Source organism: Pantoea sp. DY-15, from assembly GCF_019795935.1.
In the GTDB taxonomy this organism is placed as follows: Bacteria; Pseudomonadota; Gammaproteobacteria; order Enterobacterales; family Enterobacteriaceae; genus Pantoea; species Pantoea leporis.
In genome coordinates, this window is record NZ_JAIMIF010000001.1 from 639530 (window position 1) to 653578 (window position 14049).

A 14049-nucleotide genomic window follows, 5' to 3' on the forward strand; every position below is an offset into this window, starting at 1 on the left:
GCGTTAGCGGGCGTCCTGCCGTAAAAGGTGATGATAGCCACGGTCAAACCATGCCAGACCGTGCGTTTCATCATTGCGTTCCAGCGCCTGCACTTCGCAAAACAGAATGTCGTGCGTGCCCACGCTGACCACTTGTGCCACTTTGCAGTCAAACGACACCAGCGCGCCGTCTAACAGCGGTGAACCGCTGGCCAGCGTGTGCCAGTCAGCGGCGGCAAAGCGTTCTGCCATCGGCGTTTTGCCGCCAAATAGCGTCGAGAGATCTTCATGCCCGGCGGCCAGGGTGTTAACGCACAGATAACCGTTGTCGCGAAAAATCGGCCACACCGACGCTGAGCGATTAAGACAAACCAGCAGCGTGGGCGGCGCATCAGTAACGCTGCACACCGCCGAGGCGGTAAATCCGGCGCGTCCAGCGGGACCGTCGGTGGTGATGATATTCACCGCCGCGCCTAAGCACGCCATCGCGTTACGAAACGCATCGCGTTCTACACCGGGCAAAATTGGCAGTTCATGCACGCTCATTGGCGGCTCCTGTGATTAGCTGGCCGCTCGCTGGGCAGGCGCAGCCGTATCGGCCAGCCAGCGCAGCAGCAGCGCATTAAAGTTGTCGGCATCGGTGACGCTCATCGCGTGTCCGCCCCAGGCCATCTCAATCAGGCTGCCGTTGGGCAGCGCCTGCGCCAGCTGCGGTGAGCAGCTCCACGGCACCAGCAGATCGTCCTGGCTGCAGATCGCTAACACCGGCTGGGAGATGCGCCCCACATGTGCGCGGAAATCCGCGCTTTTCAATGCATGCAAGCGACGCAGCAGGTTTTCCATGCCCTGAAAATGGGCGACATGGTGCGCATCTTCAGCGTTAATGCGCTCCTGATTGCGCGCCAGCCATTCCGCGGGATAGAGGAACAGCGGCTGCGCACGCACAAAGGCTTCGACGCCGACGTTCATCAGCAGATCCTGACGCACCTGGAAGCAGCGCTGCGTGTGCGCATCCAGCGAAAGCCAGCCGTTGATCACCACTACGCGTCCCACGCGCTGCGGGAAGTCCAGCGCCAGTTGCAGGCCGATTAAGCCGCCCAGCGCATGGCCGATAATGTCGTAATGCTGAATGCCGTGCTGTTGCAGCGTTTCTGCCAGTTCCGCCGCCATCATCGTCATGCTGTAGCCTTCCGGCAGCGTATCTGCGCTGCGGCCGGTGCCACGCTGATCGTACGTCACCACGCGATAATGCGGCGTCAGCGCCGCCAGCTGCGGTTGCCAGAAACCGGCTACGCCGCCTAAACCGGAAGCGAGCACCAGCGTCGGCGCATCTTCAGCGGTTAAACCCTGGATCTCCAGATGCATCAGGCCTCCTGTTTGCCGATATGCGCCACGGTGGCGATTTCGATCAGCGCATCCGGTTTCACTAAGCCGCACTGAATGCAGAAGCGCGCCGGTTTATCACCGGGGAAGTATTCGGCGTAGATCTGATTAATCGCTGCGTAGTTGCTCCAGTCGGTGAGAAAAATCGAGTTGAAGGTCACGTCGTCCATGGTGCCGCCGGCGGTTTCGATCACCTTTTTAATGGTCTCCAGCACGTGACGCGTTTGCGCGGCGGCATCACCGACGTGCACCACGTTGTTGTTGGCATCGAACGGCAAGGTGCCGGAGACGTAGACAACGCCGTCAGCTAAGGTGCCGGGCACGAATGGCGCAATGGGCGTACCGGTGCCGGGCGGAATGATCACACTTTTAGGCATGGCGAAATCCTCTTCTTATCGGTTTGCAGGTGAATCGAGGCGTTAGCTTTTCAGCGTTTCGCAGAACGTGTCGGTATCGCTGACCCAGCCAAAAAACGTTTCGATATTGAAAATGGCCGCCTGCTGGGCAAACGCCGGGCCCGCCTGATAGGTCGCGTCTTCCAGCACCACGCCGAAATATTCCAGGAAGAAGCCGTCACGCAGCGTCGATTCCACGCAGACGTTGGTGGCGATGCCGGTAAACACCAGATGGCGGATGCCACGGCTGCGCAGCATGCTGTCGAGCGAGGTGTTGAAGAAGCCGCTGTAGCGCGGTTTCGGCAATACGATATCGCCGGCCTGCGGCACCAGTTCATCGACCAGCGCATAATCCCAACCGCCTTTCGACAGCAGCGTGCCCTGTAACTCCGGGCGCTTGCGCATGGTTTTCAGCGCATTAGATTTGTGGAAGTTGGGGGATCCCGCATCACCGGCTTCAACGTATTGGTCGTCCCAACCGTTCTGGAACCAGATGATCTGCATCCCGGCGGCCCGCGCTGCGGTGACCGCCTGATGGATTTTGGCAATCACCGGCTTGGTAGCGGAGACATCAAAGCCCGCCAGATCGAGATAGCCGCCTTGCGTGGCGTAGGCGTTCTGCATATCCACCACAATTAGCGCACTTTGCGCGGGCGGCAGCGCGATGGCTTCCGGGCGCGCCGGCAAGGTGACGTTCGGTAAACTTGAGGTGTGGGCGCAAACAACGGTACTCATCAGGCAACCTCCTGCTGGGATGCGATTAAATCGTGGCGACACTGCATTAAGGGCTGGATACGTTCACCGAAATCTTCGATGCCCTGCAGGAAGTCATCGAAGGTGAGCAACACGCCTTGCGTGCCATCGACTAAAGCAACCTCATCCAACATTCGTGCCACATTGGCGTAAGAACCCACTAACGTGCCCATGTTGATGTTGACGGCGGAGGTCGGATCGGCCATCTGGCGCACGTTGGTGTCGCTGCCGGATTTGGTGTCCTGCTGACTTTGCGTGGTGAGCCAGGCGAGCGCCTCTTCATCGGCACCGGCTTTGTAGTGTTCCCATTTGGCGCGTGCGGCTTCGTCGCTCTCGGCGGCGATGATCATAAACAGCACATAGGAACCGACGTCGCGTCCCGCTTTATCGGCAGCTTGCTTCATACGCGCGGCAGTTGGCGCGAAGGCAGTTGGCGTGTTGACGCCTTTGCCAAAGCAGAAGTTGTAATCGGCGTGCTGCGCCGAGAACGCCATGCCCGCATCGCTCTGACCGGCGCAAATCACTTTCATCGGTTTCTGCGGCTGCGGGCTGACGCGGCAATCGTTCATGGTAAAGAACTCGCCCTTGAAGTCGCTCTGGCCGGTGCCCCACAAATCGCGCAGCACGGTGACGTATTCGGTCAGATATTGGTAGCGGCTGGAGAAGTAAGCATCGCCCGGCCACAAGCCCATCTGCTCGTACTCGGGTTTCTGCCAGCCGGTAACGAGGTTGACGCCGAAGCGGCCATTCGAGATGGAATCAATGGTGGAGGCCATACGCGCCACAATCGCGGGCGGCAAGGTCAGCGTGGCGGCGGTGGCGTAGATTTCGATGCGTGAGGTCACCGCCGCGAGTCCCGCCATCAGCGTGAAGGATTCGAGGTTGTGATCCCAAAACTCGGTTTTGCCGCCAAAGCCGCGCAGTTTGATCATCGAAAGGGCAAAGTCGAAATGATAATGCTCTGCTTTCAGCACGATCTCTTTGTTCAGTTCAAAAGTCGGTTTGTACTGCGGCGCATGGGTGGAGATCAGCCAGCCGTTATTACCAATCGGGATAAAGACGCCAATTTTCATGTGAAACCTCTCTGCATTAGACGGGGACTGCTTCACGCGCTGCGCTGCTTCCTGCACGCATCCTGCGGGCGGCGCTCCATCACAAAATTGCAAAGGCTGTGCCACATTTTTAAAAGAGATAAATAACAATGCGTTAAAAGTATCGCCTGTTCTAAACTGGAGTAATTGGTCCATTTCAGACCGTTTGGTCAAAACGTTTTGCACGTTTTTCATGCGCCGCATGGTCAAAAAAGGTGCAGGCGGGCGATTAGGCAGGAAAGAAGGCCTTTGTTATGATGCGTTGACGCAGGACGGAAGAGGTAACAGTGTGAAAAGCGATGAAAAAAAACCGGGACGCCGTTCGCGAGCGGTCGCCGCAAAGCGGGCAGCCATTCTGGAAGCGGCGTTAACCTTCTTCTCGCAATACGGTATTCACGGCACCAGCCTGGATAAAGTGGCGGAGCGCGCCGACGTCTCCAAAACCAATTTGCTGTATTACTATCCGTCGAAAGAAGTGCTGTATGTGGCAGTTTTAAAAGAGATTCTTGATGTGTGGCTGGCGCCGCTGCGCGCGCTGCAGCACGATCACGATCCGCTGACCGCGATACGTCAATACATTCGCCTTAAGCTGGAAGTCTCGCGCGATCATCCGCAAGCTTCACGGTTGTTCTGCCTTGAGATGTTACAGGGCGCGCCGCTGCTGAAAGGTGAACTGGCCGGTGATTTAAAAGCGCTGGTGGATGAGAAAGCGGCGATTATCGAACAGTGGATCGCAGAAGGGCGGCTGGCGGGCGTGCAGCCGCAGCACCTGTTTTTCCTGCTATGGGCGACTACGCAGCACTATGCGGATTTCGCCTCACAGGTGGAAGCGATTACCGGCCAGACGTTGAACGATGCGGCGTTTTTTGAACAGACGCTGGAAAACGTGCAGCGCATGATAATTGAAGGGATTCGCGTGCGCTGATCCCGCGTTTTCAAGGAGAGTGCATGGATTCGTTATCACAACTGACGTTAGGCGCGGCGGTCACCGTTGCGGTGATGGGCAAGCGCGTCCCGCTGTGGCAAGCGGCGCTGGTGGGCGCGGTGGCGGGCACCTTGCCGGATCTCGACGTGTTTATCGATCACGGTGATGCCATCCGCAATATGACGCTGCATCGTACCGAAAGTCATGCGCTGATAATCCTCACCTTAATTGCACCGCTGCTCGGCTGGCTGGTGGCCGGTGCGACACACAGTCGCGCGCACTGGCGCGGCTGGACGCTGGCAATGTGGCTGGCGCTGGTGACGCATCCGCTGCTGGATCTCACCACCGTTTACGGTACGCAACTGGGCCTGCCGCTCACCGATTTCCCTTATGCCATTGGCAGCATGTATATCATCGATCCGCTGTATACCTTGCCATTGCTAATTGCGCTGCTCATCGCCCTGTGGCGACGTGACGCTGTAGGCTTGCGCTGGAATCAGGCGGGATTATTGGTGAGTACGCTCTATCTCGGCTGGAGCATGGTGGCACAAAGCATGGCGACGCAGCACATTGAGCAAGCGCTGGCGCAGCAATCAGTGCAGCCGGAGCAACTGCTGGTGACGCCGACCGCGTTTAATACGCTGGTATGGCGCACGGTGATCATGACGCCAGAGCGTTACGGCGAAGCTTATTGGTCGCTGTTATCACCGGGGCGTCCGCTGCAGATAAGCTGGCACGATCGTCAACCCGCGCTGTTTGCGCCGTTCAAAGGGCAATGGCATGCCGAGCGTGTGGCGTGGTTTAGTCATGGGTTTTACGCAATGAAGCAGCAGGGCGATCGCACGTTGATCAGCGATTTAAGGATGGGGGAAGAGCCGAGTTACACCTTTACCTTTAATCTGGGATCACCGCAGTCGCCGGAGCTAGCACCACAGCGAGAGCCTTCGGTGCGTCCTGCATTGGGTGAGGCGTGGAGTAAGCTGCGGGAGAGATTGTGACTTCGTGGTGAAGCGAATTTGCTAATGAGGTGCGCTTTCTGTCAAAAAAGAAAAAGGCTGCACTTTCTTTCAAAAGGCAGCCTTAACGTAGCCGTAATAAATCAGGCTTTACGACGACGTAACAACCAGCCCATGGTCAGCATCACAAACCACAGCGGCGTGACCATCAGCGCCTGACGGGTATCTTCCTGCAGCGTCAGCAGCACCAGCACAAAGGCGAAGAACGCCATGCATACCCAGCACATAAACTTGCCCAGCGGCATTTTGAACTTCGATTCAGCATGACGCTGTGGATGCTGCTTACGATACGCCAGATAGCTGCACAGGATGATGGTCCAGACAAACATAAACAGAATCGCCGACACCGTAGTGACCATGGTGAACACCGTCATCACATCCGGAATCAGGTAGATCAGCGCCACGCCCGCCAGCAGACACAGGCAGGAGAAGAACAGGCCAGTGGTTGGCACCGCGCGTGCCGAGAGGCGACCAAAGGCTTTATGCGCTACGCCTTGTTCCGCCAGGCCGAACAACATGCGGCTGGTGGAGAAGATACCGCTATTGGCGGACGAGGCGGCGGAGGTCAGCACCACGAAGTTGACGATGCTGGCGGCGGCAGGCAAGCCGATCAGCACAAACATCTCAACGAATGGGCTGCGATTCGCCAGCACCTGATTCCAAGGCGTCACCGCCATGATCACCATCAGCGCCAGCACGTAAAACATAATAATGCGCAGCGGAATGGCATTGATCGCACGCGGCAGAACTTTGTGCGGATCTTTGGTTTCTGCCGCCGCGGTGCCGACCAGCTCAATGCCGACAAAGGCGAAAACCGCAATCTGGAAGCCAGCAAAGAAGCCGCTCAAGCCTTTCGGGAACATGCCGCCGTGATCCCAGATGTTGCTCAGGGACGCGGTGCCACCGTTCGGCGATGGATAATGCATGCTCACCAACACAATGCCGGTGATGATCAGCGCCACAATGGCGACGATTTTGATAATCGCGAACCAAAACTCCATCTCACCAAACAGCTTCACCGTAGCGATGTTCAAAGCCAGGAAGACAAAGACGCACAGCAGGGCGCTCATCCAGATGGAGAAGTCCGGGAACCACAGCTGGAAATAGGCGCTGATGGCCACCACGTCGGCAATGCCGGTCACCACCCAACAGAACCAGTACGTCCAGCCGGTAAAATAGCCCGCCCACGGACCGAGTAAATCGGCAGCGAAATCGCTAAAGGATTTGTATTCGAGGTTGGATAACAGCAGTTCGCCCATGGCGCGCATGACGAAGAACAGCATAAAGCCAATGATCATGTAGACGAAAATGATCGACGGGCCCGCGAGGCTGATGGTTTTACCCGAGCCCATAAACAACCCCGTGCCGATGGCGCCACCGATAGCAATTAACTGAATGTGACGATTATGCAGGTTACGCTGGAGTTTATCCGGCTGTTCGGCCGTAGCGAGCGCCTCTTTTGATTGATCAACCATAAATTTTTCTTTCCTGTCGAGATGTTGTGTCAGCTCTATTGGCTGTTTTGCCCGTCATACTTTGAGCCGCAGATGCGTTGGCTACGCGTGTTCACTCCAGGAACTGACTAAATTAAGCTCCCCATGATTCACACTCTTGCCGCCTTCCTGCGGCTCACATTATTTAGGGCATTCGTTATGAGCCTTTGTCCAGGCAAGTGGCATAAGATAGTGGAAAGCCAACCCGTTTCGGTAATGGTTTTTCCCCCTTTGTGACCTTTTACGTGCTTTGCTCTGTCAGTAATTATTTACAGAGTTTAAAGCGCAGTCATTTTGCGTAAATCTTCAACAATTAAGCGATTTACGTCACTTTCCGCGCACATGACTTCTACACTTGTTAGTTCATTTCATCAGGAAAAGTGAGGCATTGTGCGCGCTCTGTTCGCCGTCGCGTTGTTGGCTGTATGCGGCTGGTTTAGTTTGCCGTGGTTGAAAACGCATCTGCCGCCTCAGTGGAACCCCTTTACACCGCTCAACGTTACCGATCCGCCCGGTTGGATGACGCGTTACAAGCTAAAAAAGCTGAGTGGCGATCCGGCTGCCTGCCTGGCGGTGATGCGGCAAGCCAGTGAACAGCGGCTGGTGCAGTTTCGTGCCGTGCCGCCAATTCAAGGGAATTGCCCGATTGAGCAACCGCTACGCATCAGCGGCTACGGTGACGTCACGCTGAGCAGCAGTTTTCTCGCCAGCTGTCCGATGGCGGTGGCCAGCACCATGTTTGTGATTAACAGCGACAGCGCATTACGTCAGGCCGGTTTCAACAGTCCGCTGAAACGCATTGCCCATGTTGGCAGCTACGCCTGTCGCAATATTTATCATCGTCAGGAAGGGCGTTTGAGTGAGCACGCCAGCGCCGATGCCTGGGATATTACCGGATTTCAGCTGGCAAATGGGCGTTGGTTGCAGGTAGGAAAAAACTGGCAACAGCCTGAGGATGCGGCGTCAGGACTGCATGCGCTGTGGCGTAACGGCTGTGCGACGTTCGGTAACGCGCTGGGGCCCGATTATAACGCCGCGCATGCCAGCCATTTTCATCTTGGCATGCGCGGTTCGGGTTACTGCCGTTAGCTATACCGCAGGATTAAGCCCACGTTTTATCAGGAAATGATTAGCCGGCCAGGAGAAAATAAAGCCAATCATTATGGCCAGTTGCAGCATAAACCAGAATGCCGCCAGCAGCGGATTGACCTGCTCGTTCAGCACAAACTTTAGGGCCAACGCCATAAAGATAAAAATACCTAATTGAAAAATCAGCAGGGGGAAAATTTCGGTTTTCAGCGCCAAATATAATGCGCTGCCAAATGAATGTTTTTCACGTTGGCGAATCGCCAGAAATTGAAAAAGTAATCCCATAAACAATGAAGCGATAACGCAAATAAGCGCCTGCATCCCTATCGTCGGATTAATGGCAAAGTGTTTTAGTAAAGTGACTATCGGGATTGTCATTATATCGCCAAATATACAAGCCGCTGCGGATAATGACGTGGAAATAAATATAGTTTGCCAGCTGGCGTTACTGCGTATTTTTTGTGGAACCAACAGCGCAAGTTTTTGCTGTTGTGATGGTTTACGGCCTAAGTACCACCAGACGATCCAGCCAATAAAAGGCATATACAAACCGGTTAATGGCCAAATGATATTCATCACCGCCACCGGATGTGGATGGCGAAAAAGATCTTTTAAAATCATCAGGGCAGTGCAGACGCCCAGAAAAAGGAAAGGTAATGCAAACTGGTTCAACATAGTCAGTTCCGCTAAGTTTCCCACCAACATGCGACAATGCGCCTGAGCCTTACTGCAGCACTGTCTTCCAATGCATCTTTTCACTCCGCTAGCATTAAGCGTAGCCGTTAATCAGCGTGAGAGAAATCACATCATTACTTAATGTATTATCTTAACCGCAGAAATAGGTGGGATTAACATTAAGTCAAAACTCATTCACCGTACAAACCCCTTTCACAGCAAAACAATCTGCTTTTTGCATCAATAATTTTAGTTAATGACGATGCTAAAAATTTATCAATCTAACGATCATTTTCAATCAACTGGATGATTGAAACTACTTCAGAAAAATCCTATTCTAATCTGCTGAGGAATTAAAGTTGTGAACCTGTTAACAATTAACGTGAACTTACACATTTCCATTACGTTAACGCATTGACAGTAGAAGAGTTATGCTAGCTGCTGGCAAGTTTGCTCCTTTTTCAATCAATATTTTTTGTCTGGCTAATTTATTTTTTGCGTTAACACGAACTAATTTCAGAATGTAAAAGCGTGAAACAGCGCTAAGGCAATAATGACGACCGATAATTATTTCGTCTGGCGAGGCGAAATGGAAAATGAATTTCTGGCGCTAACGCAAGTGACGCAATTGAAATCCCTGTTGCAACAGCAGATTGAAAAGCTGGGTTTCGATTACTTCGCTTTTTTGGTTCAGCATCCGGTGCCCTTTACCCGGCCGCGCTTGTTTTTGTTCAGTACATACCCGGAAGGCTGGGTGAAACGCTACGAAAGCGAGAACTATTATAAGGTCGATCCGGTGCTATTACTCTGTCAGCGGCCGGGACGGGGTGTTGAATGGACGCGCGATTTATTTACCGGTGCGGGTAATTTGTGGGCAGAAGCCAACGCTGCGGGATTAATGAGCGGCTTTTCCTGCTCAGCAATGGCACCAAATCGTACCATTGGTATATTATCTATTGCATCGACACTTCACAGTAAGACCCAACACTTGCGCATAGAGCTTGAGGTGAAACTGCATCTTCTGGCGGAACTGAGTTTGCGCGTGTTGGAGCGTTTGAATGACGATTCTATGGTCGTTTTATCTAACGATTTTAGTCAGCGTGAATTAGAAATCCTGAAATGGACGGCGGAAGGAAAAACGTCGGCGGAAATTTCACTTATTTTAGCCATATCTGAACATACGGTGAATTTTCACCAAAAGAATATGCAAAAGCGTTTTAATGTTTCCAATAAAACGCAGATTGCCTGTTATGCCGCTGCGGTTGGCCTGATATAGCGAAAAAGCAACTACTAATTTTAGTAGTTCCTTCTCCCGTGTCAGTTGTCTACCCTGCGCGCAACGTTGCCAGGCTGGCTCAAAGAAATCATTGCATACATGGGGATGTCAGAGGCGCATGATGAAAGTAATTCAAACACAGCTTAAGGATATGCCGTCCTCACTGTTGGCAGAACTGGGAACGTATCGCTATAGCGTGTTTGCGCGCGGCGAAGGGTGGTCGATTCCACCGCGATTGAGTACGCCAGGGCAAGAGTACGATCGTTTTGATCGTTCGGATGTCACCTGGTTGATTGCCTGGAACGCTCGTCAGGGTATTTGCGGCTGCGCACGTCTGTTGCCGTGGCATGAACCTGAGGTGCCGGAAGGTTTTATTCTGCCTTTCGATCAGGAAAAGGTATGGGAAATGTCGCGCTTCTCGGCGCGCCTTGAGGTGGACGCGGAGCTGCCGCTGAGTATTTTGTGGCACTCGGTGCAATTAGCAGAACTGAGCGGCATGGAGTATTTGATCAGTTCGGCGACGCCAATGCTTGAGAAGATGTTCGAACAGCATCAGGTAGTCTACGAGCCGCTCTCACCGGGCTTGATCCAATCTGAAGACAATCTGTTTGCTATTCGCATTCCGGTTGATCAACCGGCGCTGGCGGAGAAATATCGGGGTACACGACGCTTTAGCCCGGAAGAGGTACTGCCGTCGCTGGGTGTTTCAGTAAACTGGCAATCACACAGCTAGATACCCCGCGCATTTCGCGCGGGGCATATCGCTTATTGACGGTAAGCGGTTTTGATCTGACGAATTGTATTATTAAACACTTCCGCCTGCGGCTTATCGCCTAACGAAGCTTGCACATAACGCTCCATGTTGATGATCACCTTACCGGCATCGGCTTGACCCATTCCTTTCAGAATCAGCGTCACCATCATTTTCAGACAGGCGACTTCGTCGGCCAGCGCCTGCGTGTCTCGTGAAGTTGCGAAATCTTCATCACTCATAATTGACTCCTTGGGGGTGTTACTCAATGTTGACACATTCTTCCTGTGCGTAAGAAAGAGAGTATATCATAGGGTTTTCAGATGAATTTTAATGAAGCGAAGCGGTAAAAGTCAGACCGCTTTTTAATTGCGCATTGCGCTATTTATCAGCAACCAGAATTAGCGTTTAGCTGTTATTTACCAGGCGATCGGAATGCGACAATAAAATCGAGCTATAAATTATAACTTAATGATATTAATAACAATTTAACTTATCTCATTTTGCATCTTATTGCCCTGTGCAGTAAAAACTGCATCAAAGAAATGTTATTGATTTGCATCAGTTCATTTGAGATTTATCTGTGACTGTAGATGTTTTTTCCACCTGAAAACCGGTAAGATGACCGTTCTGAAATATATTTCCCTTTCTTAACCTGCGGAGTACGTCCCGTTGATCAGCCTGCTTCTTGTTGATGACCATGAACTGGTACGCGCCGGTATTCGCCGCATTCTGGAAGATATGAAAGGACTCGTTATTGCGGGTGAAGCGGCGTGCGGTGAAGACGCCGTGAAATGGTGCCGCAGCAATCCGGTTGACGTAGTGCTGATGGATATGAACATGCCAGGTATTGGCGGCCTGGAAGCGACACGCAAAATTGTGCGCTTTAACCCGGATATCCGCATCATCATGCTCACCATTCATACCGAAAATCCACTGCCGGCGAAGGTGATGCAGGCGGGCGCAGCGGGTTATCTCAGTAAAGGCGCCGCGCCGCAGGAAGTGGTGAGTGCGATTCGCTCGGTGCATTCAGGGCAACGCTATATCGCTTCGGATATTGCTCAGCAAATGGCACTTAGCCAGATCGAACCGCAAAAAGCCGAATCCCCCTTCAGCTGTTTGTCGGAAAGGGAATTGCAGATTATGCTGATGATCACACGCGGGCAGAAAGTGACGGAAATTTCCGAACAACTCAGTCTCAGCCCGAAAACCGTTAACAGTTACCGCTATCGCATGTTCAGCAAGTTGAATATCAGTGGCGACGTCGAGTTAACGCATTTGGCCATTCGACATGGCCTGTTCAATGCGGAGCCATTAATCAGTAGTGAGTGACGTTTTCGATTCCAAAGCCTTTCTCAGCACCGTGACCAGCCAACCCGGCGTCTACCGTATGTACGATGCGGCCGGTACGGTGATCTATGTTGGTAAAGCCAAAGACCTTAAAAAGCGCCTGACCAGCTACTTCCGTACGCAGGTGGGCAGTCGCAAAACTGAAGTGCTGGTCAGCAACATCCAGAACATCGACGTCACCGTGACGCACACCGAAACGGAAGCGCTGCTGCTGGAGCATAACTACATCAAGCTCTACCAGCCGCGCTATAACGTGCTGCTGCGCGATGACAAATCCTATCCTTACATTTTCCTCAGTGGCGATAGCCATCCGCGTCTGGCGATGCACCGTGGCGCGAAGCACGCCAAAGGCGAATACTTTGGCCCGTTTCCGAACGGCTATGCGGTACGTGAAACCCTCGCGCTGCTGCAAAAGGTATTCCCGATTCGCCAGTGTGAAAACAGCGTGTATCGCAACCGCTCGCGCCCGTGTTTGCAGTATCAAATTGGCCGCTGCCTTGGACCCTGCGTTTCCGGCTTGGTTAGCGAAGAGGAGTATGCGCAGCAAACCGATTACGTGCGTTTGTTCCTCGCGGGGAAAGATGATCAGGTGATCAATCAGCTGGTCAAGCGCATGGAAAATGCCAGTGAGGAACTGCGTTTTGAAGAGGCCGGGATTTTACGCGACCAGATTCAAGCGGTAAGGCGCGTAACCGAGCGGCAGTTTGTCTCCAATCAAGGTGAAGACCTGGATGTGATGGGCGTGGCCTTTGATGCTGGCATGGCTTGCTTGCACGTGCTGTTTATCCGTCAGGGCAAAGTGCTCGGCAGCCGCAGCTACTTCCCGAAAGTACCTGCCGATACCGAACTGACCGAAGTGGTACAAACCTTTGTCGGGCAGTTCTATCTGCAAGGCAGTGAAGCGCGCACTTTGCCGGCGGAAATTCTGCTGGACTTTACTCTACCGGAACGTGAGCTGCTGGCGGAATCGCTGAGCGCGCTGGCGGGACGTAAAGTGAATATTCAAAGTAAGCCGCGTGGTGACCGTGCACGCTACCTGAAACTGGCGCGCACCAATGCGGCAACGGCACTGACTACCAAGCTGTCGCAGCATTCGACCATTCAGCAGCGTCTGGCGGCGCTGGCGACGTTCCTTGAGCTCGACACCATTCATCGCATGGAGTGCTTTGACATCAGCCACACCATGGGCGAGCAGACCATTGCGTCGTGCGTGGTGTTCAACCGTGATGGTCCGCTGCGTTCGGATTACCGTCGCTACAACATTGAGGGCATCACGCCGGGCGATGATTACGCGGCGATGAATCAGGTGCTGCGCCGTCGTTACGGCAAAGCGCTGGAAGAGGACAAAATCCCCGACGTGATCATCATCGACGGCGGTAAAGGTCAGTTAGCGCAGGCGAAACAGGTTTTCGCCGAGTTGAATGTACCCTGGGATAAAGATCGTCCGATTTTACTCGGCGTGGCGAAGGGTAGCGATCGTAAAGCCGGGCTGGAAACGCTGTTCTTTGAAGCGGAAGGTGAGGGCGTTTCCTTACCACCGGACTCGCCTGCGCTGCATGTGATTCAGCATATTCGTGATGACTCTCACAATCATGCGATTTCAGGTCACCGGAAAAAACGCGCCAAAGTGAAGAACACCAGCGCATTGGAAAGTATTGAAGGCGTGGGGCCCAAACGGCGCCAGCAGCTGCTCAAGTATATGGGGGGCCTGCAACCGCTGATGAATGCCAGCGTCGACGAGATTGCTAAAGTGCCGGGAATTTCCACCGCGCTGGCGGAAAAAATCTACTACTCACTGAAACACTAACGTTGAAAGAGGGGGGGCAATGTAGCAACATACATGAAACCCTACTCACACCAGACAGTTACTGGC

The 14049-nt window shown here is 53.4% G+C and carries 15 protein-coding genes; 7 read left to right on the top strand and 8 right to left on the bottom strand.

The features are described 5' to 3' along the window. Positions 1 to 3: 3 nt before the first annotated feature. The 5 genes from rutF to rutA are packed head-to-tail and all read right to left on the bottom strand — an operon-like array spanning position 4 to position 3583. On the bottom strand, positions 4 to 525 hold the full coding sequence (gene rutF / locus K5Y32_RS03065; RefSeq protein ID WP_222181766.1) for an NADH-dependent FMN reductase RutF: 522 nt from the start codon (positions 523 to 525) through the stop codon (positions 4 to 6). A 15-nt stretch (positions 526 to 540) separates the two neighbouring features. Then, complete coding sequence (gene rutD, locus K5Y32_RS03070) at positions 541 to 1344, bottom strand: pyrimidine utilization protein D (RefSeq protein WP_222181767.1); 804 nt, start codon at positions 1342 to 1344, stop codon at positions 541 to 543. Beyond that, entirely contained in the window at positions 1344 to 1739 is a 396-nt protein-coding gene (gene rutC, locus K5Y32_RS03075; protein ID WP_110865880.1) for a pyrimidine utilization protein C, read from the bottom strand. Before rutC ends, rutD begins: the two co-directional genes overlap by 1 nt. Positions 1740 to 1781: 42 nt before the next feature. Then, positions 1782 to 2492, bottom strand: coding sequence for a pyrimidine utilization protein B (gene rutB, locus K5Y32_RS03080; protein ID WP_110865881.1), 711 nt, complete (start codon positions 2490 to 2492; stop codon positions 1782 to 1784). Beyond that, positions 2492 to 3583, bottom strand: coding sequence for a pyrimidine utilization protein A (rutA, locus tag K5Y32_RS03085; RefSeq protein WP_049851054.1), 1092 nt, complete (start codon positions 3581 to 3583; stop codon positions 2492 to 2494). Before rutA ends, rutB begins: the two co-directional genes overlap by 1 nt. Positions 3584 to 3890: 307 nt before the next feature. On the opposite strand from rutA, the gene rutR reads away from it, so the two are divergent. Further along, the gene (gene rutR, locus K5Y32_RS03090) at positions 3891 to 4526 is read left to right on the top strand and encodes an HTH-type transcriptional regulator RutR (protein WP_110865882.1); all 636 of its coding nucleotides are present in this window, start codon (positions 3891 to 3893) and stop codon (positions 4524 to 4526) included. Positions 4527 to 4549: 23 nt separating this feature from the next. Further along, complete coding sequence (locus K5Y32_RS03095) at positions 4550 to 5524, top strand: metal-dependent hydrolase (protein ID WP_222181768.1); 975 nt, start codon at positions 4550 to 4552, stop codon at positions 5522 to 5524. A gap of 101 nt (positions 5525 to 5625) precedes the next feature. Here the strand turns inward: K5Y32_RS03095 and cycA are convergent, their stop codons facing one another. After that, positions 5626 to 7017 (bottom strand): D-serine/D-alanine/glycine transporter, encoded by a 1392-nt coding sequence (cycA, locus tag K5Y32_RS03100; protein ID WP_101760901.1) that lies wholly within the window; start codon positions 7015 to 7017, stop codon positions 5626 to 5628. Between the two features lie 408 nt (positions 7018 to 7425). Here cycA and K5Y32_RS03105 point away from each other — a divergent pair, with 408 nt between their 5' ends. Continuing rightward, on the top strand, positions 7426 to 8124 hold the full coding sequence (locus K5Y32_RS03105; RefSeq protein ID WP_222181769.1) for an extensin family protein: 699 nt from the start codon (positions 7426 to 7428) through the stop codon (positions 8122 to 8124). Here the strand turns inward: K5Y32_RS03105 and K5Y32_RS03110 are convergent, their stop codons facing one another. Continuing rightward, on the bottom strand, positions 8125 to 8799 hold the full coding sequence (locus K5Y32_RS03110) for a DUF4396 domain-containing protein (protein ID WP_222181770.1): 675 nt from the start codon (positions 8797 to 8799) through the stop codon (positions 8125 to 8127). 553 nt (positions 8800 to 9352) lie between these two features. Here K5Y32_RS03110 and sdiA point away from each other — a divergent pair. Continuing rightward, a complete protein-coding gene (gene sdiA, locus K5Y32_RS03115) occupies positions 9353 to 10075 on the top strand; it encodes a transcriptional regulator SdiA (RefSeq protein WP_101760898.1) in 723 nt (240 codons plus the stop codon). A gap of 121 nt (positions 10076 to 10196) precedes the next feature. After that, positions 10197 to 10808 (top strand): acyl-homoserine-lactone synthase, encoded by a 612-nt coding sequence (locus tag K5Y32_RS03120; RefSeq protein ID WP_101760897.1) that lies wholly within the window; start codon positions 10197 to 10199, stop codon positions 10806 to 10808. Between the two features lie 32 nt (positions 10809 to 10840). On the opposite strand, the gene K5Y32_RS03125 is transcribed toward K5Y32_RS03120, so the two are convergent. After that, the gene (locus K5Y32_RS03125; RefSeq protein WP_007887303.1) at positions 10841 to 11068 is read right to left on the bottom strand and encodes a DUF2594 family protein; all 228 of its coding nucleotides are present in this window, start codon (positions 11066 to 11068) and stop codon (positions 10841 to 10843) included. A 430-nt stretch (positions 11069 to 11498) separates the two neighbouring features. On the opposite strand from K5Y32_RS03125, the gene uvrY reads away from it, so the two are divergent. After that, positions 11499 to 12158, top strand: coding sequence for a UvrY/SirA/GacA family response regulator transcription factor (gene uvrY / locus K5Y32_RS03130; protein ID WP_008102320.1), 660 nt, complete (start codon positions 11499 to 11501; stop codon positions 12156 to 12158). Next, positions 12151 to 13983, top strand: a complete 1833-nt coding sequence (uvrC, locus tag K5Y32_RS03135; protein ID WP_110865886.1) for an excinuclease ABC subunit UvrC — start codon at positions 12151 to 12153, stop codon at positions 13981 to 13983. Before uvrY ends, uvrC begins: the two co-directional genes overlap by 8 nt. The last annotated feature ends 66 nt before the right edge of the window (positions 13984 to 14049 follow it).